At 38.1% G+C, this 18,997-nt stretch carries 24 protein-coding genes and 2 tRNA genes; 14 read left to right on the top strand and 12 right to left on the bottom strand.

From position 1 onward, the window contains the following. Positions 1-31: 31 nt before the first annotated feature. From WC460_02840 to WC460_02820, 5 genes are all read left to right on the top strand, one after another. A tRNA-Lys gene (locus WC460_02840) sits at positions 32-104 on the top strand. 1 nt (position 105) lies between these two features. Further along, positions 106-411, top strand: coding sequence for a GIY-YIG nuclease family protein (locus WC460_02835; protein MFA5188271.1), 306 nt, complete (start codon positions 106-108; stop codon positions 409-411). A 12-nt stretch (positions 412-423) separates the two neighbouring features. Continuing rightward, positions 424-504: transfer RNA gene (locus tag WC460_02830), tRNA-Lys, on the top strand. Positions 505-536: 32 nt separating this feature from the next. Beyond that, positions 537-1,142 carry a hypothetical protein gene (locus WC460_02825; protein ID MFA5188270.1) on the top strand — a complete coding sequence of 202 codons (606 nt, stop codon included), beginning with the start codon at positions 537-539 and terminating at the stop codon, positions 1,140-1,142. Positions 1,143-1,146: 4 nt separating this feature from the next. Continuing rightward, entirely contained in the window at positions 1,147-1,314 is a 168-nt protein-coding gene (locus tag WC460_02820; protein ID MFA5188269.1) for a hypothetical protein, read from the top strand. 238 nt (positions 1,315-1,552) lie between these two features. Here WC460_02820 and WC460_02815 read toward each other — a convergent pair whose 3' ends face one another. Then, entirely contained in the window at positions 1,553-1,795 is a 243-nt protein-coding gene (locus WC460_02815) for a hypothetical protein (GenBank protein ID MFA5188268.1), read from the bottom strand. Positions 1,796-1,850: 55 nt separating this feature from the next. Here WC460_02815 and WC460_02810 point away from each other — a divergent pair, with 55 nt between their 5' ends. Continuing rightward, positions 1,851-2,330 (top strand): 8-oxo-dGTP diphosphatase, encoded by a 480-nt coding sequence (locus WC460_02810; GenBank protein ID MFA5188267.1) that lies wholly within the window; start codon positions 1,851-1,853, stop codon positions 2,328-2,330. 101 nt (positions 2,331-2,431) lie between these two features. Beyond that, positions 2,432-3,001: a CYTH domain-containing protein gene (locus tag WC460_02805; GenBank protein MFA5188266.1), complete on the top strand. Its 570-nt coding sequence runs from the start codon at positions 2,432-2,434 to the stop codon at positions 2,999-3,001. A 31-nt stretch (positions 3,002-3,032) separates the two neighbouring features. Here the strand turns inward: WC460_02805 and WC460_02800 are convergent, their stop codons facing one another. The 5 genes from WC460_02800 to rpmF form a co-directional block, all read right to left on the bottom strand. Next, positions 3,033-3,314 carry a hypothetical protein gene (locus tag WC460_02800; protein MFA5188265.1) on the bottom strand — a complete coding sequence of 94 codons (282 nt, stop codon included), beginning with the start codon at positions 3,312-3,314 and terminating at the stop codon, positions 3,033-3,035. A 214-nt stretch (positions 3,315-3,528) separates the two neighbouring features. Beyond that, entirely contained in the window at positions 3,529-4,221 is a 693-nt protein-coding gene (rnc, locus tag WC460_02795) for a ribonuclease III (protein ID MFA5188264.1), read from the bottom strand. A gap of 127 nt (positions 4,222-4,348) precedes the next feature. Next, positions 4,349-4,498: a hypothetical protein gene (locus WC460_02790; protein MFA5188263.1), complete on the bottom strand. Its 150-nt coding sequence runs from the start codon at positions 4,496-4,498 to the stop codon at positions 4,349-4,351. 68 nt (positions 4,499-4,566) lie between these two features. Beyond that, positions 4,567-5,001, bottom strand: coding sequence for a transcription antitermination factor NusB (gene nusB / locus WC460_02785; protein MFA5188262.1), 435 nt, complete (start codon positions 4,999-5,001; stop codon positions 4,567-4,569). A 101-nt stretch (positions 5,002-5,102) separates the two neighbouring features. Next, positions 5,103-5,345, bottom strand: a complete 243-nt coding sequence (gene rpmF, locus WC460_02780; GenBank protein ID MFA5188261.1) for a 50S ribosomal protein L32 — start codon at positions 5,343-5,345, stop codon at positions 5,103-5,105. A gap of 323 nt (positions 5,346-5,668) precedes the next feature. On the opposite strand from rpmF, the gene WC460_02775 reads away from it, so the two are divergent. Continuing rightward, a complete protein-coding gene (locus WC460_02775) occupies positions 5,669-5,884 on the top strand; it encodes a hypothetical protein (protein MFA5188260.1) in 216 nt (71 codons plus the stop codon). Between the two features lie 11 nt (positions 5,885-5,895). Continuing rightward, on the top strand, positions 5,896-6,195 hold the full coding sequence (locus tag WC460_02770) for a hypothetical protein (protein ID MFA5188259.1): 300 nt from the start codon (positions 5,896-5,898) through the stop codon (positions 6,193-6,195). A gap of 138 nt (positions 6,196-6,333) precedes the next feature. Here the strand turns inward: WC460_02770 and gyrA are convergent, their stop codons facing one another. The 3 genes from gyrA to WC460_02755 all read right to left on the bottom strand — a co-directional run bounded on the left by gyrA (position 6,334) and on the right by WC460_02755 (position 10,394). Further along, positions 6,334-8,925, bottom strand: a complete 2,592-nt coding sequence (gyrA, locus tag WC460_02765) for a DNA gyrase subunit A (GenBank protein ID MFA5188258.1) — start codon at positions 8,923-8,925, stop codon at positions 6,334-6,336. 8 nt (positions 8,926-8,933) lie between these two features. Next, positions 8,934-9,668, bottom strand: coding sequence for a hypothetical protein (locus tag WC460_02760; GenBank protein ID MFA5188257.1), 735 nt, complete (start codon positions 9,666-9,668; stop codon positions 8,934-8,936). 87 nt (positions 9,669-9,755) lie between these two features. Further along, complete coding sequence (locus WC460_02755; GenBank protein MFA5188256.1) at positions 9,756-10,394, bottom strand: MBL fold metallo-hydrolase; 639 nt, start codon at positions 10,392-10,394, stop codon at positions 9,756-9,758. Positions 10,395-10,570: 176 nt separating this feature from the next. Between WC460_02755 and WC460_02750 the strand changes: the two genes are divergently transcribed. From WC460_02750 to WC460_02740, 3 genes are all read left to right on the top strand, one after another. After that, entirely contained in the window at positions 10,571-11,614 is a 1,044-nt protein-coding gene (locus tag WC460_02750; protein ID MFA5188255.1) for an adenylate/guanylate cyclase domain-containing protein, read from the top strand. Between the two features lie 279 nt (positions 11,615-11,893). Next, positions 11,894-13,159, top strand: a complete 1,266-nt coding sequence (locus WC460_02745) for a S1 RNA-binding domain-containing protein (GenBank protein ID MFA5188254.1) — start codon at positions 11,894-11,896, stop codon at positions 13,157-13,159. Positions 13,160-13,306: 147 nt separating this feature from the next. Beyond that, positions 13,307-13,597: a hypothetical protein gene (locus WC460_02740; protein ID MFA5188253.1), complete on the top strand. Its 291-nt coding sequence runs from the start codon at positions 13,307-13,309 to the stop codon at positions 13,595-13,597. Between the two features lie 33 nt (positions 13,598-13,630). On the opposite strand, the gene WC460_02735 is transcribed toward WC460_02740, so the two are convergent. Continuing rightward, entirely contained in the window at positions 13,631-13,927 is a 297-nt protein-coding gene (locus WC460_02735; protein MFA5188252.1) for a hypothetical protein, read from the bottom strand. A 2,109-nt stretch (positions 13,928-16,036) separates the two neighbouring features. On the opposite strand from WC460_02735, the gene WC460_02730 reads away from it, so the two are divergent. Beyond that, complete coding sequence (locus WC460_02730; GenBank protein ID MFA5188251.1) at positions 16,037-17,398, top strand: MBL fold metallo-hydrolase; 1,362 nt, start codon at positions 16,037-16,039, stop codon at positions 17,396-17,398. 124 nt (positions 17,399-17,522) lie between these two features. Here the strand turns inward: WC460_02730 and WC460_02725 are convergent, their stop codons facing one another. Further along, positions 17,523-17,783 (bottom strand): KH domain-containing protein, encoded by a 261-nt coding sequence (locus WC460_02725; protein MFA5188250.1) that lies wholly within the window; start codon positions 17,781-17,783, stop codon positions 17,523-17,525. A gap of 226 nt (positions 17,784-18,009) precedes the next feature. Here WC460_02725 and WC460_02720 point away from each other — a divergent pair, with 226 nt between their 5' ends. Next, a complete protein-coding gene (locus tag WC460_02720) occupies positions 18,010-18,291 on the top strand; it encodes an HU family DNA-binding protein (protein ID MFA5188249.1) in 282 nt (93 codons plus the stop codon). Positions 18,292-18,339: 48 nt separating this feature from the next. Here WC460_02720 and WC460_02715 read toward each other — a convergent pair whose 3' ends face one another. After that, positions 18,340-18,903, bottom strand: coding sequence for a hypothetical protein (locus tag WC460_02715; protein MFA5188248.1), 564 nt, complete (start codon positions 18,901-18,903; stop codon positions 18,340-18,342). Between the last annotated feature and the right edge of the window lie 94 nt (positions 18,904-18,997).

The following is an 18,997-nucleotide window of genomic DNA, read 5'->3' as shown; positions in this document are numbered from 1 at the left end:
GACAAACTTTATAACATTACAAACTTAATACGACTCGGTAGCTCAGCTGGTAGAGCAACTGCCTCTTAAGCAGTGGGTCCAGGGTTCGAATCCCTGCCGGGTCACATGGAATATTTTGTCTACTTTTTACATAGCTTAAAAGATTACGGCTTTTACATTGGTTGTACTTCGGAGAAACCTGCGGAAAGATTAAAGAATTATCACAATAAAGGTTGGGTTAAATCAACTAAACCCAGGATCCCTTTTGAACTAGTTTATTATGAAATTTATAATGATAAAAATTTAGCCTTTAAAAGAGAATTCTATTTAAAACACCCGAAAGGATTTAACGAGAAAAGGGCTATCATAAATTTAATAAAAAATACTGAAAAAAATAAACTTCCGATAATTATTAAAAATATTAAAAATTAATTTTGAGGTAAATAGCTCAGAGCCAAAGGCTCCCCTTTGGGGCTGGTAGAGCAACTGCCTCTTAAGCAGTGGGTCCAGGGTTCGAATCCCTGGGCCGAAGGCCCCCCTTTGGGGCCGGGTCACCTATGAAACGTTTGCCATTAATATCTATTTTAATATTATTGACTGCGGGCATTTTCTTGGTTATTGCGCCGATCTCCTGGATTCCGTCTTTTATTGATGTTCGTTATCTAGGTTGGTCAATGATTATAGGCGCATTAACAATCTACTTATTGCCTAAATTCATCAGGGTCTCGGCAAATTCACCTGATGCGGCCAAAAAAAATCGTGCCGCCGAACTATTACAATTATTGCTTACCATTGCTATTGCTGCCAACGCCCTTGGCTCTCTTGGACTTTATGAATTATATCAGTATGGAATCCCTTATTCTTATATTCTGCATGTCATTATTCCTTTGATAAGCATTATTTTATTACCCGTTGTAATTTCTTTGCGCTGGCAAATCCCAATTCAAAGGTCGACAATCATTGCCTTTTGTTTAGTGATTATATGTAGCATTCTCTGGGAAATATTTGAAAATTATAGCGACAATACCTGGGGTACGCACTTAAAAGTTTTGGGTTTGGATAATACAACAGATACTACCGTAGTAAATTTAATTCAAGATACTATTGGCGCAGCAATTGGAGCAATTATCGTTTTATTAAGTCCTCGTTTTGTTAAAAAATAAATTTATGAGAATAACCATCTGCGGATCCATGCATTTCGCTAAAGAAATGCTGGAAGTTCAAAAATTATATGAATTGCCTGATGAAAAGGAATTACGTTATGCTTTAGAAATAAAAGTCATGAAACCATTTATTTTAAACGGCAGCATTTCCAATATAAATAATTATTCTTAATTCTTACTATTTAATACTTAATTCTATATTTATGGCAAAAGGTAAAAAAATCACAACCGGCGTTAAGCTTCCCAAATTAAAGTGGCGAGAAAAAAAAGCAAAGAGAAAATAATGCCCATTTATCCGAAGAAGTGATTTATAAATCGCTTCTTCGTTGTTTATAATTGATTTTTGTGCTAAAAATTAAGTATAGAAAAAAGAGCCCAGGTGGACCCTTTAAAAATTAACTTTGAATTTTTTATTGTGACGCACAGGAATGCTTCTTCCATCGTCTGTCCCAGTCTTCATTTTGCCTTTTTTCCCGCTCCCTGCGATTTATCTCGCTCTGAACCACTTCAAGTTCTTTGGATGCCCATCCATAGGCCTTGTCGTCGGGATGATAATTAGCCCTGACTAACCTATAATGGACAATCTCATCAATAAGTTGCTGATCAGTCAGTCTGCTTAACTGTTCTTTTGTCATTTCAGCTGGACTTGGCATTTTTTACCTCCTGTAGATTTTTTCTTATCTTAAATCAACTTAATTAACTTGTCAAATGGACTACGCCTTTAATTACACAACCAACCTCTGCTACCTGCTCAATAACAAAAATCAGGTACTTTTGATTATGAAGAAAAAAGGCCTTGGCCAGGGAAAATGGAATGGCCCAGGCGGCAAAGTTAAAGATGGCGAAAATATTGAACAGGCGGTTATTCGCGAAGTTGAGGAAGAAACTGGGTACACTCCAATCAAGCCAAAACATTTAGGTTTCATTGAATTTATTTGGCCAAATTTTAAAAATGAGAATAATCAGCATTGTGATATTTTCTTAGCCTATGAATTTGAAGGTGAATTAAAAGAATCAGATGAAACTCTGCCACTGTGGTGGGAGATTGATAAAATTCCGTACACCCAAATGTGGCCTGATGATATTTACTGGCTGCCAGAAGCTTTAGCTGGACAAGAAATCAAATATCGTTTTTTCTTTGATGAGGATAATGGGTATCTTAACCACGAAAAAATAATCACGAAATAGCACGAAAAAATTAAAATCTTCCAACCTTCGTTGGCCGAAGCCAACTTCGGTTGGCGAAGGCCAATCCATATTACTTATTTCTAATTTCATATTCCCAACCTATGAATATTGAATACGAAGCCACCTTTACCAAAATCAACAAAGACCAAATGCGCCAAAAACTCAAATCCATTGGCGCCAAGCTTATTAAACCAGAATTTTTAATGAAACGGGTGGTTTTTGTTCCGCCAAAGAAAATTAAAAATGGCTGGTTGAGAGTCAGAGATGAGGGGGATAAAATTACTATGAGCTTAAAAATTGTTCACGGCAAAAAGATTACTGACCAAAAAGAAATTGAGTTAACAATAAATAATTTTGAAAATGGCTGTAATTTTTTGGAATCCATCGGCGCCAAGCGTAAATCTTATCAAGAAACCAAGAGAGAACTCTGGCATTTTAATGACGTAGAAATTACTCTTGATACCTGGCCGGGCTTAAAACCAATAATAGAAATTGAAGGCAAGAACGAACAAGGAGTTAAAGCAGTGGCTGGAAAATTGGGATTTGATTGGTCAGAGGCAATTTTTGATTCCATTGATTATGTTTACAAGCAGGAATTAGGCATTTCCCGCGAGGTGATAAATAACCAAACTCCGGAAGCAACTTTTAAAAATCCGCCCAAAAAACAATAAGGATTGAATTACATCAATCCTTATTTATAATCTATTTTATTGCTTCGGGGTCTCTAATGTGGGCGTGTATTTCGGGTATAAGGGTAACGCCCGGGAATCCCGATAATTTTTTTCTAATATCGCTATCTCTGATAGCGCTAAAAGACGAACCTTTTGTTGCGACCTTGATCAATTTACCGGGATATTTATTTTTTAAATAATCTTCTAGTCCTTGTTGAATCTTTTCCAAATCCGTACGCTTCTCATCACAGTGTATAAAAATTTCCTCTCCCACGTTCGGCCGGCAGGATTCAATAACTACCTTAACAATCATGGCTATTCCTCCTTTCAAATTTTGTTATAACAAGACTAACAATTATTGTAATTTTTGTCAATATAAAAATACCCAAATTCAGCTAATACAAAACAAAAAAGACAAACCGTCATAATTTTACAGACCACTTTAGTGGTCGTACGATGACATGGCCTCGCCAATGCGGGCTAAAGTCATCTGTAAGGTTAAAGGTTTGTCTTTTTTTTATTTCAAACTATTCCCAATTTTTCACATGTAAAGCCTCGTGTGCGGCACTAACCTGGGCTTCTTGTTTACTCGTGCCCTCGCCTTTGGCTACTAAATCCTTTTTTAAAAACACGCCGACCACAAAATGCTTGGCGTGGTCTGGCCCTGATTCTTCTAAAACCTTATAACTCGGGGTGACCCCGACTTTTTCCTGGCTTATTTCCTGAAATCTGCTTTTGGGATCCTGATATAATTTATGTTCTAAAATATATGGCAATTTTACAATAACTTTTTCTTCAATAAATTTCTTGGCGACTTTATAATCTTTATCCAAATAAATCGCGCCGATTACTGCTTCCATGGCATTGGCCAAAATAAATTGCCGCGCCTTGGAATTTATATCCTGAGCTTCGCCCTTGCTTAAATATAAAAATTCTTCAATCTCTAAATCGCGGGCAATTTCAGAAAGGATTACGGCATTGACCAACGAAGCGCGCCAATTTGTTAATTCACCTTCTGGATTTGGATAATTAAGGTAAAGAAATTCCGTAACAATGAGTTCCAAGACCGCATCGCCTAAAAATTCCAGGCGTTCATTGTGGTCCAGCTCAAATTCCGGGTGCTCATTGATATATGAACGATGAACTACGGCCTGCCTGATTAAATCTTTGTTTTTAAATTTTACGCCTAATTTTTTTTCAAGTTTGGAAAAATCTTTCATAGATTTAGCAACGGAGCGACAAACTTAAATGTGCTACCTCTTTAGGTAGCAAACTAAAGTCTGTCATTCCATAAATTATTCATAAAAAATACTTTTGGGTTGATGAGGGAGGATTCTCCCTCAAAATTTATTCGCGGAAAAGAAAATCTTTTACTTGCATGGCCCTAAACTGGCCGAGATACGGACCGACCAAAATATTGATTGCCTCCTCAATCACCATTCTGGCCAATTTTCTGGCCGACATTTTCTTTTTCGCTCCTTCATTCACCTTGGTCATTTTTACCTCCTTTTGCACAAAAATGCCCTTGAATTTATTTTGACCAACCTAAAAATACTTCTTAAATTTTATTCTTTAATCTGTCCCTTGGCTTCCATTTCTTTATAAATCGCGCCTAAAACACCATTGACAAATTTACCCGATGAATCTCCGCCATAAGTTTTGGCGACTTCAATCGCTTCGTTAATTGCCACCTTGGAAGGAATGTCCGGATCAAATTTTAATTCATAAATGCCCAGGCGCAAAATATTGCGATCAATAACCGTAATTTGCTCAAGCGGCCATTCAGTTGCGTACTTTCTAATAGATTCATCAATGTCCGCAATATTTTTAATTACGCCTTCAACCAAATGTTTGGCAAAACCATCGTCATTGAAACCCGGCGCAAACTCCTTGATATTATAATCCAAAAGCTGCTCCAAATTGTTTTCTTTTTGGTCATTAAAATCCCATTGGTAAAGAGTCTGCATGGCAATGGTGCGGGATAAATGTCTGTTGGACATAATGATATTGTTAACTTAACCACTGATTTTACTCACAGCTAACACTGACGAAAATAAACATCTGTGCAATCAGTGAATTAAATCTGTGGTTCAGGCATTCCTTAGTGAGTCTGTTTCTCGGCACTTTTGGCTTTCTGTTTGTTCATTTTTTTCAATTCCTTCTTATCCAGTTTTGATTTTAAGATTTCGCGATTTTTATAAGTACCGCATGAAGTACAAACAGCATGGGGCATTTTGGGCTTTTTGCATTTTGGGCACAAATTATATTGAACTTTTTTTAAAGCAAAATGGGCTGCCCTGCGCCTTTTTTCACTTCTTGGTCTGCGTTTAGCTGGGACTGACATAGAACTTGGGAAGACTGAAACACAGATTAATAATCACAGATTTACACGGATATAAATCAGTGTTATCAGTGAACAAAAATCCGTGGTTCGGTTATCAATTAATAATTAAAATTGTAGATTTCCCTACAATTATATCCCATCTTACACTAAATTTCAATTTTTGGCAAGTGTTGACAATGCTACTTTAAATTGTTAAGTTATTTTTAACTGGAAAGGAGGAGAAAATGAGTACTTTAAAATTTAATAAAGAAGAAACAAGACCAATTCCCAAACTGCTCCAGGCTAATTTGTTGACTGGTGAAATATCCTAAAAGGAGGACAAAATGGCAAAACTGAAATTTGATGTTTATCGTGCAACCTTCCATATGATCATCAATCCTCTTCGAAGCTTCTATAAAGAATGTCTTTCTGTTAGCAAGGTAGAGTTTAAAGAAGATAAAGCCTGCTTTACTGTTTCTGGGACATTACCAGACATAGAGGCAGTCCAACAGCATTTGAAAAGAGAAGGATTGCCAACCGGCGAACTCATAGAGAACTAAAGGAGGTAAAAATGGCAGAACTAAATCTTATAGCTGGAGAGATGACTAATAGCATAATGTATAATCACCTCGGTTGTTTTAAAAATTGGGAACAAATCAAACGCAGACGCAGAAAAGATAAAATTTGCTCCACAATTTCCGGCTCCTTGGCTGAATTAAGCAGGATTCGTAGCCATCTATTAAAAGAGGGCTTTCGGGTTGGCGCGCTAAAGGTAAAAGGCAAAGTAATAAAAAGGCCATCACGGCCATCGAAAGGGAGCATCATGATTAACCAATTTTTGGCCAACAGCCGTCCCCCACGTGTAGATTAAAAGACAAAATAATTTTAAACATATAGAGAACCAAAAATCCCGCACATCGTACGGGATTTTTTTATTTCAATCAGTGTTATCAGTGAATATTAATCTGCCTGCCTGCCGAAGTTTTAACGAAGGCGGGTGGTTAAGCCATCAAATTAGCGTAATACTTGCCACCTTATCCTTCACCTCCTTAAATCTCATTAATCTAACACCCTGAGTAGCGCGGCCTAAATGGCTGACAGATTTCAAAGGCAGACGAATGACCTGGCCTTTTTCTGAAATTATAATCATGTCGCGATCCAAATCTTTATTATTAATCAAACGCGCGCCAACAATCTTACCTGTCTTGGAAGTTATTTTAGCAGCCTTAATGCCAGTACCGCCACGGCCCTGCAACCTATATTCTTTTATACTGGTTCGTTTGCCAAAACCATTTTCCATGACAACCAGTAAATCCAAATTTTCATCTTTAACAGCTTTTTCACTGATATCCATGCGCACAACCACATCATCACCTTTTAATCTAATGCCTCTGACACCAGAAGCTGCCCGCCCCATAGCTCTTATGCCTTTTTCCTTAAACCTGACTGACATGCCGCCAGAAGTGACTAAAATAATTTCATCATCACCTGTCGCTGGTTTAGCCCAGAGCAAAATATCGCCGCCTGATTTTAATTTAATGGCAATCAAGCCGCTTTTTCTGACTTTAGTTATTTCCTGAATATCAACTTTTTTAATCAAGCCTTTTTTCGTGACCAAAACTAAATATTTATAACCGCTCAAATCGGCCAGATCTAAAACTGAAGTGACTTTTTCATGCGGCGCCAGCTGTAAAAAGTTTACCAAAGCCTGGCCTTTTGAAGTTCTGGTTGTTTGCGGCACTTCATAAGCTTTGAGCTGGAAAACTCGGCCGCTCGTGGTAAAGAATAATAAATCTGAATGAGTAGTTGTCGCAAAAAAATGTTCCACAATATCTTCTTCTTTCGTGGTCAAGCCAATTACTCCCTTGCCGCCGCGCGATTGGGTTTTAAAAGTATCTGTCGGCAAGCGTTTAATATAGCCGTCTTGAGTAACCATCACCATTGTCGGTTCATTTGGTATTAAATCTTTAACTGAAAATTCACCGACTGGAGATTTAACTATGTCTGTTCTTCTGTCATCTCCGTATTTATCTTTAATCTCAATTAAATCTTTTTTAATGATGTTTAAAATTTTTGTTCTTGATTTCAAAATTGATTCCAGCTCTTCAATCAATTTCCTCTTCTCTTTTAATTCATCAATTAATCTCTGCCTTTCCAGATTAGCCAATTGTTGTAAGCGCATTTCCAAAATGGCAATAGCCTGAATTTCTGTAAACTTAAATTTTTTCATTAAATTATTTTTGGCTTCATCTTTATCTTTTGACTTCTTGATTGTTTCAATTACCCGATCAATATCTTTTAGCGCCTTAACTAAGCCCTCCAAAATATGGGCTCTTTCTTTGGCTTTGTTCAAATCAAATTCAGTCCTGCGCCTGATCACAATTTCGCGGTGTTTGACATATTCTTCTAAAATCATTTTTAAAGTCAAAACTCTGGGCTGTAAGCCATCAATCAAAGCCAGGGCATTAACATGGAAAGTTTCCTGCAACTGGGTTAGTTTATAAAGCTGATTTAAAATCTTTTTTGGATATGATTCTTTTTTCAGTTCAATCACGATGCGCACCCCGTCTTTATTTGATTCATCGCGCAAATCCTTAATGTCTTTGATTTTCTTTTCCTGAACCAAGGTGGCAATTTTTTCCACTAAAGTCGCCTTATTAACCTGATAAGGAATTTCTGTCACAATAATTTTAAATTTGCCTTGTGCTTCCACTATTTCAGCTTTGGCTCTCATCACAATCGCGCCTTTGCCTGTGGCATATGCTCTTTGGATTTCTTTAATATCATATATAATGCCGCCAGTCGGGAAATCAGGACCTTTAATGAATTTCATTAAGTCCTCAACCGTGGCTTTGGGATTATCAATTAGATGAGTAATCCCGTCGCATAGTTCGGTCAAATTATGGGGTGGAATATTAGTTGCCATACCCACGGCAATGCCCATGGTGCCGTTTAATAAAAGATTTGGCAATTTAGCCGGCAAAACCAATGGTTCATTATGCGAACCATCATAATTAGGAATGAAATTAACAGTATCCTTATCAATATCCATTAACATTTCCTCAGCGATTGCTTTTAATTTGGCTTCAGTATAACGATAGGCAGCCGCACGATCGCCATCCATGGAACCAAAATTGCCCTGGCCCCAAACCAAAGGATAGCGCAAAGAAAAATCCTGAGCCATTCTAACCATGGAATCATAAACAGCCACATCGCCATGCGGATGGTATTTGCCCAAAACTTCACCGACGATCGTGGCAGATTTTCTAAATTTGGCACTGGATTTCAAGCCAATATCCCACATGGCATATAAAATCCTGCGGTGAACTGGCTTTAAGCCATCACGTACATCTGGCAAAGCGCGGGCCACAATCACAGACATGGCATAATCCAAATATGACTCCTGCATTTCATCAACCAAGGATCTTTCTTCTAATTTCCCTAAATTTGTCACAACCATGGCTGTCGTATCCTGCTTAACATCCTCGTCTTTTGGTTTAATTTCAAGCTCGGCTTGGCTGGATTTTAAAACCTTAGCCTCTTTCGGGGCTTTTGGTTTTGTGATTTTCTTTAATTTTTTATTAACTTTCTTCGCTGACATAAAATATTTTATTCTGCGGTGTTAGCATTTAATTCTGCCTCGGAATTTATATTCTGATTTTGCAATTTATCTTTTAATTTTTGGGCAACATCATTTTTTATCTGCTCTTCAATAATTAATTCCTCGGCCTTATTTTTAATATCGGTAATTGAACTCGCCTGATTATCAAGCTGGGTTTTTATCTCCGAGATCTGCTGGTTGGCTGAATTTAAGCCCTGTTTCACTCCCTGGACTTCATTGATATTGAAATTGAGGCCTTTTAAATTCTGGCCAAAGCTTGCTTTCAGGCCCACAAACCAAAAACCTACTATTATAACCATGACACAAGTCAGGGAAATATACATTATCAAATTTTTTTGTCTGGGAGTTAAATTTTGCCAGGGTTCTGGGTTCTTGGAATCAGCGGGGTTAATTTGCTCCTGTGGAGCCATTGCTTCATCTGCCTGCGAAATCTCATTATTTATTTCCTCATTTGGATCCGCTTCTTGAATCAAGATAGGATTATCATAAGCGTTAAAACTTTGACGTTCAGTTTTGTCCTCAAAATCATTACTCTCAAATTCAAACGATTCATCTTTTGTCGCTTCAAATGGCGATAAACTTGCGCCCACAATTGTTTCAACTGCAGCTTCTTTTTCTTCTTTTACTTTTATCCTGGTGCCTAAATTAGAACGAACTTTTTTCCGCCCTATTTTTTTAACTAACTTTTTCTTGGTTTTTTGTTTTGCCTTTTTTCTCGCCATAGTTTTTTAAACACTAATTTTATTCACAGATTACCCTGATTGTATCAGTGCAGTCAGTGATTATTAATCTGTGGCTTATCATTCTTATTAGCTCTTTTCTAAAACAATTACCTTGGTTTCTTCCTGTGGCAGATCTTTTTTATTAATCTTCAACTTATCCATTTTCTCAGGGCTAGCAACCCCAAATTCTTTCAAGAATTTATCAAGCGGATCCAGCTTTATATTTACTCCCGGAATTTTATAATGCATAGGGATGACAATGCGCGGTTGAATCTGGCTGATTATTTTGACAGCGCCTGTAGCATTAATAGTTTCTTCACCACCAACCGGAATTAACAAAATGTCAACACCTTCCAATTCTTCTAATTGCTCATCAGTCAAGCTGTCTTGCCCAATATCGCCCAAATGGGCAATCTTCATGCCTTCCATTTCAATAACATAAACAGTTATCTGCCCGCTTTCTGCCCCCTGTTTATTGTCATGGTAAGCTGGCAAGCCATAGACAAAAACATTTTTTACTTCATATTCGCCCTGGCTGTCAATTACAAAAGGCTCGCCTTTAATGGCGTCAAGATAATTATGGTCAGAATGATCGTGAGTAATAAGCAGTATTTCAGCCTGAAATTTCGGCATTTTTAGGCCAATTTTATCATAAGGATCAATCGCCACAGTCACTTCCTTATCCACGATTTTGAAAGCTGCCTGGCCTAACCAAAAAATAGTCATAATTAAATTAAGCTAATTAAGTAAATTAAGAATTTCCGCCTTTGGCGGAAAGATAATCAATTTAATTTAATTTTATCATAAAGTTGAAAATAAAAAAAGGGGTGCTTACCTCTTTTAATTTTCCAAATTTTACAGTATATTAATAGCACGGGGACTAAAATATACTCCTGAAAAATATGCTCTCAACCAAACATTTATCCATCATGTTCACGGATATGAAGGGCTTTACCGCCCGCGCATCCACCCAATCGCGCCAGCAATTGCATCATCTTTTAGAATTGCAGGACGAATTGATTAAGCCGGCAATCAAGCAATTTGACGGTACTATAGTCAAAACTATTGGTGATGCTTTTTTGGTGACTTTTGAAAGCCCGACTGACGCTGTCCTTTGCGGCATGAAAATTCAGGAAAACATTTTAAACCATAATGCCCGCGCAACTTCCAGCGACCAGATAGAAGTCAGAATTGCCATTAATTCCGGAGAAGTCAATCTTAAGGACGGAGATGTTTTCGGCGAGCCAGTCAATATTGCTTCACGCATTGAAGCCATTGCCGAACCAAATGAAGTTTATTTTACAGAAGCTGTTTATCTGACTATGAATAAAAATGAAATTCCGACTGCTGAAGTCGGCTACCGCAAATTAAAGGGCATCCCGGAAGAAATTAAAGCTTATAAAGTTGTGACTGAACAAACCAATTTGATCCGCGCTAAATTAAAACGCCAGCAGATGGCCGAGGCTCATGCCAATTTATCAAAAGAAGAAATAAATATCCCTGTTGAGAACCAGACGCCAATAGAAAAAAATTTGGGAGAGAAAGAGCCTATTTCATTGTTGCCAAAACAGCTCCGAAAGACCTTCTGGCAAAAACACAAAAAGAAAATTATTATTATTGCTATTATCTTTTTTCTTTTGTTAATCATTGCCAAGATTAATGAAAATAAACAAATAAAAGAAGCAGGCTTATACCCTTCGCAGGCGCAAGAAATAAAAAATAAGCTGGATATTTATAAAAAGGATTTTGCCCAGGCATTGGAAACCAGTGACCAGCAAAAAATCAAAGAAATATTACTCGGTTTGCAAAAACTGCTTAATCAACAATTACCCCCAGTCCTTAAAGACCCGATAATTTCATTTCTCCGCAACCAATTAACAAATTCAAATCTTAGCATGGAAAATAAAAAACTCCTGACCAACCTGCTCCAGGAATTCAAGCCTTGACTTATTTTTTATTTTAAGCTAAACTCTAAATATAAGTTAGATCTATAAAATTTGCTAATTCACCCCTCCTAAACATTTCAAAAGGATGGGACTTGTCAAGGCAATTTTAAAAGCTTTGCGCAGGTTAACCTTAAATAAAGTCTCTCAATTTAAGGGAGATTGTTTTATTTAAAAATAGAAACTGAAATAAGTAATACGTAATACGGAAAGGATAATTTTATAAAAATATAATCCCAATCCTTATTACCTATTACATATTACCTATTTCCATATAATCCTATGTCAAAAAAAGATCCTAAAAAACCAGAAAACACAAATTCCGAATTCGCCAAATTACTGAGTGGCGATTCACCATATTTAAAATTACCAAAAATCAGCGAAGTCATTAAAGGCAAGGTAATCTCTGCTTCCAAAGCCGAGGTGCGCCTTGATATTGACGGCATTAAAACCGGTATTGTGCGCGGACGCGAACTTTATAATGAATCAGAGGAATTCGGCCATCTTAAAATCGGAGATAGCGTTGAAGCAACTGTCATAGACATGGAAAATGAAAATGGCGAAATGGAACTTTCTTTTCGTTATGCCGGCCAGCAAAGAGCCTGGGACAGTTTAAAAGATCTGATGAAATCAGGCGAAGTTCTGACGGTTAAAATTAGTGATGCAAACAAAGGCGGCCTGATGACTAAAATCGGCCATATTGCCGGCTTTTTGCCTGTTTCCCAATTAATACCCGAACATTATCCACGCGTTGAAGGCGGAGACAAAAATAAAATTTTAGAATTCTTAAGAAAATTTATTAATCAGCCTTTGCAGGTTAAAGTGCTTGATGTTGATGAAAAAGAGGAAAAGCTGATTGTATCTGAAAAAGCAGCCTGGGAAGAATCACAAGAAAAGGTTGTTTCCAAATATAAAGTTGGCGATAGAATCAAAGGGAAGGTCACTGCAGTCACAGATTTTGGCGTCTTTGTGGAATTTGACAACAAAATGGAAGGCCTGGTTCATATTTCTGAACTTGCCTGGCAAAGAATTGATGACCCGCGCGACTTTATCAAGGTTGGAGATGTCGTAGAAGCGGAAATAATTAATATTGAAGGCACAAAGATATTTCTGTCAATGAAAAAACTAAAAGAAGATCCCTGGGTTCATGTTTATGATAAGTATAAAGTCAATGATTTGGTTGAGGGCAAAGTTTTAAAGGCTAACCCGTTTGGCTTATTTGTAGAATTAGATCCAGACATTCACGGTTTGGCTCATATTTCTGAACTTTCTGATAAACCTATTACTGATTTAAATGAAATTGCCAAAGCAGGAGATACTATAAAATTCAGAATAATTTCTATTGAACCAAAAGATCACCGCTTAGGCTTAAGCCTTAAAGCTCTCAAAGAGGTCAAAAAGCAAACAGCCGAGACTGAAACTCCCGAAGTTAAAGAACCAAAAGCAAAAGAAAAAGAAGATAAGGCAGAAAAAAAAGAGGCAAAGCCAGAAACTAAGGAAAAGAAAGCCAAAGCTGTTAAAGAAAAAAAAGTTAAAGCAAAAAAATAGATTAAACAACCTAATGATTATAAAAAGGGACAGCTTGACTGTCTCTTTTTAGTTCTCTTAAAAATCTGGATTTAATCTGAAATCTGTAATCGTAATCCGCAATCTGAAAACATTTATCCACAAATTCCTTGCCAATAATATTTTTCTTTGTTAAATTTAAAGCAGAGGTTGCCGCGGGTGACCATAATATATTCCCTGGCACGAAAGTTGCCCGTAAACCCGAACAGAGGAGGTAAGTATGTCGAAAAAGAGAGCAAGAGCAGGTCCGAAATTGGAAGTCAGCAAAAGCTTACCGGCCCGAGCGGCCACGAAGAAAACGGCACTGTAAACGGCGAACCAGAAAAGGGAGGACATAGTGGAACTGCGCTGTGTAATATAAAGCCCCTAGAGGAAACTCTTGAGGGCGATATAAAAAGCGGCAAAATCCCCGCGATTTAAAGGCGGGCTTATCCACGAACATCTCAATCTGGGTCAAAAAAGGAGGCCCTTATGATTGTAACGTTCAACAAAAGCGATCTGTTTTCCGCGTACGGCGCCTTGGAAAACGGCGTGCACGCTGACAAAGAAACCGCGAACATAGCGATAGGCTAACACATCTTCAGGGCAAAAGCCTGTCACACGAGCCGGGATTGGCAAATTCAACAAATGTTTATACTTAATTAAAAGCCCATCCCGGCTTTTTAATTTGCCAAATTTATCCACAAATTTCTTGCCTGATCTTTTTTTCTTTGGTAAATTAAAGACAGAGGTCATTTCGGCCAAAAACATTGACACGGACAAACCCTGCCCAAAACAATCCAGGAGGTGACTTATGGCAAGAGCAGGTCCGAAAGTAGTCGCTGGAAAAATGTCGCAGGCCACGACGCAGAAATCGGCCGCAAGCAAGCAGGACAAAAAAGCGTAAACGGCGAACCAGGCAAAGGAAGGAGCAAATTGTGGAAAATAATTTCAATGTCTAAGGCCCATGGGGTAGGGACTTCATGGGCGTAACAAATGCGGAGACATTCTTTTGTTCTGACAATAAATCATCGGGATCTAAAAGGAGACCCAGATATGATTGTCACCAATTTACAGACAACGGGATTCCACTCAATGGCAGTATTGCCTGCCACCGAACTGCGGGCATGAGCGCCAAAAAGGCCATGTTGTGCCCGAGATCGTTTCACAATACCACGAACAAACAGGAGATCATCTTATGATTGTAACGTTAAAAACGAACACTTCTAAGATTTTCGCGTACAACGCCCCGGGAAAGGACATAGTACGCTGCAAAGAAACCACGAGTGTAGTGGCAGGCTAAGCCGTCTTCGAGGCTAGCTCACGTCACGAGGTCATCACGACCAAAGACTATTGAACCGGGCAGACAATGTCCAAAAACAATCCAGGAGGTGCCTTATGGCAAGAGCAGGTCCGAAATTGGAAGTCAGCAAAAGCTTACCGGCCCGAGTGGCCACGAAGAAAACGGCACTGTAAACGGCGAACCGGAAAAGGGAGGACATGGTGGAACTACGCTGTGTAATATAAAGCCCCTAGAGGAAACTCTTGAGGGCGATATAAAAAGCGGCAAAATCCCCCGCGATTTAAATGCGGACTTATCCGTAAACATTTCAATACGGATCAAAAAGGAGTCCATTATATGATTGTAACGTTGAGGACAACTAAGCAGTCGTTGCACACAAAGTGCGCTGCAAGACCCAAGAGCATAGCGGCAGACTAAGCCATCGCCACAAGGCAAAAGCCTGTCACACGAGCCGGGATTGGCAAATTCAACAAATGTTTATACTTAATTAAAAGCCCATCCCGGCTTTTTAATTTGCCAAATTTATCCACAAATTTTAATTTGCTCAAACTGTATTTTTTGCTACAATTAAATCAAAGGTTGCTGCAGTAGCCCATAATATTGTCAAGGCACAAAGTGCCCCAAAACCGAGGAGGACAATCATGTCAGAAGTAAGAGCAAGGGCAGGACCAAGAGAAGTTCGGCAGGAAAAAAGGCAAACCGCATTCAAAAAAGAGGAAAACCGGTTATAACGGCCTTCTCCGGCCACTGGCTATCCTCAGGGACACTTATTATTGTCCCGAATTACCTTCTTACTAAGTCAAAGTTACGCCAGGCTCTATTTTCAACCCGCAATGAAAGGTAAAAATTATGATTGTTTTCGGAATGAAAACTCAGGCCTCACAAGGGGAGAAGGAAAGCGCAGCGGGCTGATCCAAAGGCTAGGATTACACTGCCTAAAAAAGCAGTAACAGCCTAAAACAAAACTCCAGCGCCGGGATTGGCAAATTCAACAAATGTTATTACTTAATTAAAAGCCATCCCGGCTTTTTAATTTCCCGAAATATATTGTTTAATTATATTCTTTTTGTTATATTAAATTTAAAGAATAAGGCTTTGTAATCTCACAAAAAGGAGACAGATAATGCCAAGAAACAGTACTAAACTATTTAAAGGTATACGATTGGTTCCCCGGTCCAAAATATCCATAATAAAAAGAGTGGGGAAAGCAGTGCTTCTAAGCGCGCGCTTGGAAAAGCCCTATATTCCATGCAGAAAACACATAGTGCTAGTAAGTGATCTCAAGATTCCATGCAGGTAGACCTAAACCCTGCTAAGACCAAAGAGCACATTTGGAGAAAGGAGGAGCCTATATAGAGAGCGGCTGTCAAGTGTCCTAAATGGGCAAAACCTCAAGGCAACACAAAAAGGGTACAAATTAAAGTGGCGGCACTGTCGCCACTTTTCTTATGAGAGAAAAATCAATTATGCTATAATTAACTCAAATTTACAACCAAATAAATAAATAAACCAACCTTCGTTGGCCGAAACTAAATTTCGGTTGGCGAAGACGAATTTATTAATAACCCAATTAACCAATGAAATTACATTTCTACGGGGGTGCCGGGGTTGTCACAGGCTCAAATTACTTAATAGAAGTTGGCAAAACCAGGCTCCTGGTTGACTGTGGCTTGTTTCAGGGTCCGTCTGAGGTCAATGAATTAAACCACCAGCCCTTTCCTTATGATCCAAAAACAATTGATTATGTTTTTGTCACTCATTCGCATTTAGACCATTGCGGCCGGCTGGGCCAGCTGGTCAAAAACGGTTTTAAAGGGCAAATCTTTTGCACTCCTCCCACCAAAGACCTCATGGCCGTAGCCTTGGAAGATGCGGTTCATTTAATGTCAGAGGAATTTAAAAACAATGGGCTTGAGCCATTATATGGCCAGCAAGATTTACAAAACATGTTGAATCAAATTAAAATTCATGAATATGACCAGCCGAACAAATTAAACGATAACTTGGAATTTACTCTAAGAGATGCCGGCCACATTCTCGGCTCCAGCATGATTGAACTGCAATTAACTGAAGACACTAAAAAAGTTAAAATTGTTTTTACCGGTGATTTGGGCAACCCGCCTACTCCGCTTTTAAATCCCACTTACCAAATTACTGACACTGACTACCTGCTCGTTGATTCAGCATATGGTGACAGGAATCATGAATCTAAAAAAGAAAGCAAAGCCCTGCTTTTGCAAACTTTTTTAGATACCATCAAAAGAAAAGCGGTTTTAATGATTCCTTCTTTTGCGCTTGAACGCACCCAGGAACTTTTATACGAATTAAATGCTTTTGTGGAAAATAAAATTATTCCTCAGGTGCCGATTTTCATTGACAGCCCTTTGGCCATAAAAATTACTGAGGTTTATAAAAAACACCAATCATATTTTAATCAAAAAACTCGCTATATAATTGCTTCGGGTGATGATATTTTTAATTTCCCTGGTTTAAAATTCACTGCTTCATCTCAAGAATCTAAAAGAATAATAAAAGTAAACGCGCCCAAAGTAATTATTGCCGGCGGCGGCATGTCAACTGGCGGTCGAATTTTGTTCCATGAAAAAGATTATCTGCCCAATCCAAACAATATCTTTCTAGTTATTGGTTTTCAGGTTGAAGGCACCTTGGGCAGAAAAATACTAGAAGGCCTGCCTCTTGTACGCATAATGGGCGTGGATATAAAAAATATGGCTGAAGGCCGGGCAATCGGCGGGTATTCTGCCCATGCTGACAAAAAAGGAATTTTAAATTTTATTCAAAATATAAAAAGTCCGCTTAAAAAAGTCTTTACGGTTCAGGGTGAAAAAGAGCCAGCTGAAGTTTTAAAAAACCTGCTTGCTGGTAAATTAGGCATTAATGCTGAAGCGCCTAAATATGGACAAATCGTGGAACTTTAAAATTCGTCTCGACTGGTATTTATCCTTAAATTTAAGTTTTAATTTAATCCGGGTCAAAGCCCGGACAAAAATAACCCAAGTCCATGAGACTGGGTTATTTATATAAAATTTTATTTTTTAAAAATTATTTAGCTTCTTCCCGATCAGGCTGATTTAATTTGACGCTAACAAAAGCCTTTTCTTTCATGCCGATTATTCTGACCAAGCCTCGGATCGCATCAATATTTCTGCCCTGCTTGCCAATCAAAGTGCCTAAATCCTCGGGATCAACATCAATTGTCAGCAAAACTCCTCTTTCATTTACCATGCGCGCAACCTTTACTTTCTTGGGCTTGGAAACAAGCATGTCTAACAAAGTTTCTAAAAATTTCTGGTCTTTTTCCATAAAGCAATTACTTAATTAATTAGATTATTTAAGTAATAGTAGCTAAATCTGACACTTTTATTATACCTCAAATTAGCAAAATTTTTAAATTGTGTCAACAAAAAGCAAAACATGCCCGAATTAACTAAAAAACCCTGATTGTGGAAAAACCCTTTATTTTCTTCACATTTTTACTCTTATGTTATATAATGTAAGTGGACTAATAATTAAATAATTATAAAAGATTATGGCAAAAATGACCAAATCTCAGGCGCTTGCAGCTTTAGCTGAAAGCACCAACATGAAGAAAAAAGAAGTGGAAGCTGTGATGATGGCAATGATTGAATTGGCTTACAAGGAAGTTAAGAAAAATGGGGTCTTTGCAATCCCAGGCTTAGGCAAGTTTGTTAAAGTACACCGCAAAGAAAGAATGGGCCGAAATCCAGCAACTGGCGCTTCTATCAAGATTCCGGCGAAAACAGTGGTCAAGTTCCGTGTGGCCAAAGCTGCCAAAGAAGCTGTTTTGTAAAAAAACTAAAAAAAACGCCCCCTGTACCATCTGGTACAGGGGGATTTTTTATTGTGAGGTTTTTAAGCTAGTGAGCGATACTCCCATCTTAGTCAACAGCTCTCCAGCCAAAGGATTCCCGCTCTCCTGCCAAAATTCAAAAAGTTTAAGGATTTCTTGTTCAGGCAGATTTTTCAATCTGACCTCACTGATCATGTTGGCCAAGATTACAAAATTTAGCGCTAAGGAATGGAAGAGAAGAGATCTTTCTTTCAGCCTCAGGCTTAAATCAAAATAGGCGCTTTTGCCAGCCATTACAAAATTTCTACGAGGCGGCACCCTTTTGGTATTAAAATCTAAAGGGAAGATACCCGTCCTAAACAGACAAAAGTCTGCTAGGCCTTGAATTTTAGGAATGCCCGCGTTTCCATTCAATCTCAAATCATAGAGTGGGGTAGCCGTAAAATCCCTGGTAAATTCTTCTGTTTTGAAAAACCTAACCAAAATACCGACAACATAGGGCAAATTAAGCTGAAAAATTGATTCATTTTTTGGCAAAAGATTCTGTCTTTTGGCAAAAACATCAAATAGCTCTGTCTCAAAAAATTCCTGCAAGTTTTGCTTGTAAAGCATTCTACTCCTCCTTTGTTAAAGTCCAGAATTATATCTTAATGCAAAATTTCTAAAATTGCAAATTAAAATTTATCCCCAAAAATAAAAATTAGCT

The organism is Patescibacteria group bacterium (assembly GCA_041651155.1).
In the GTDB taxonomy this organism is placed as follows: domain Bacteria; phylum Patescibacteriota; class Patescibacteriia; order CAIXNZ01; family CAIXNZ01; genus JAPLYF01.
Note: the sequence above shows the minus strand (reverse complement) of the source record. Positions and strands in the feature narration are given on the sequence as shown.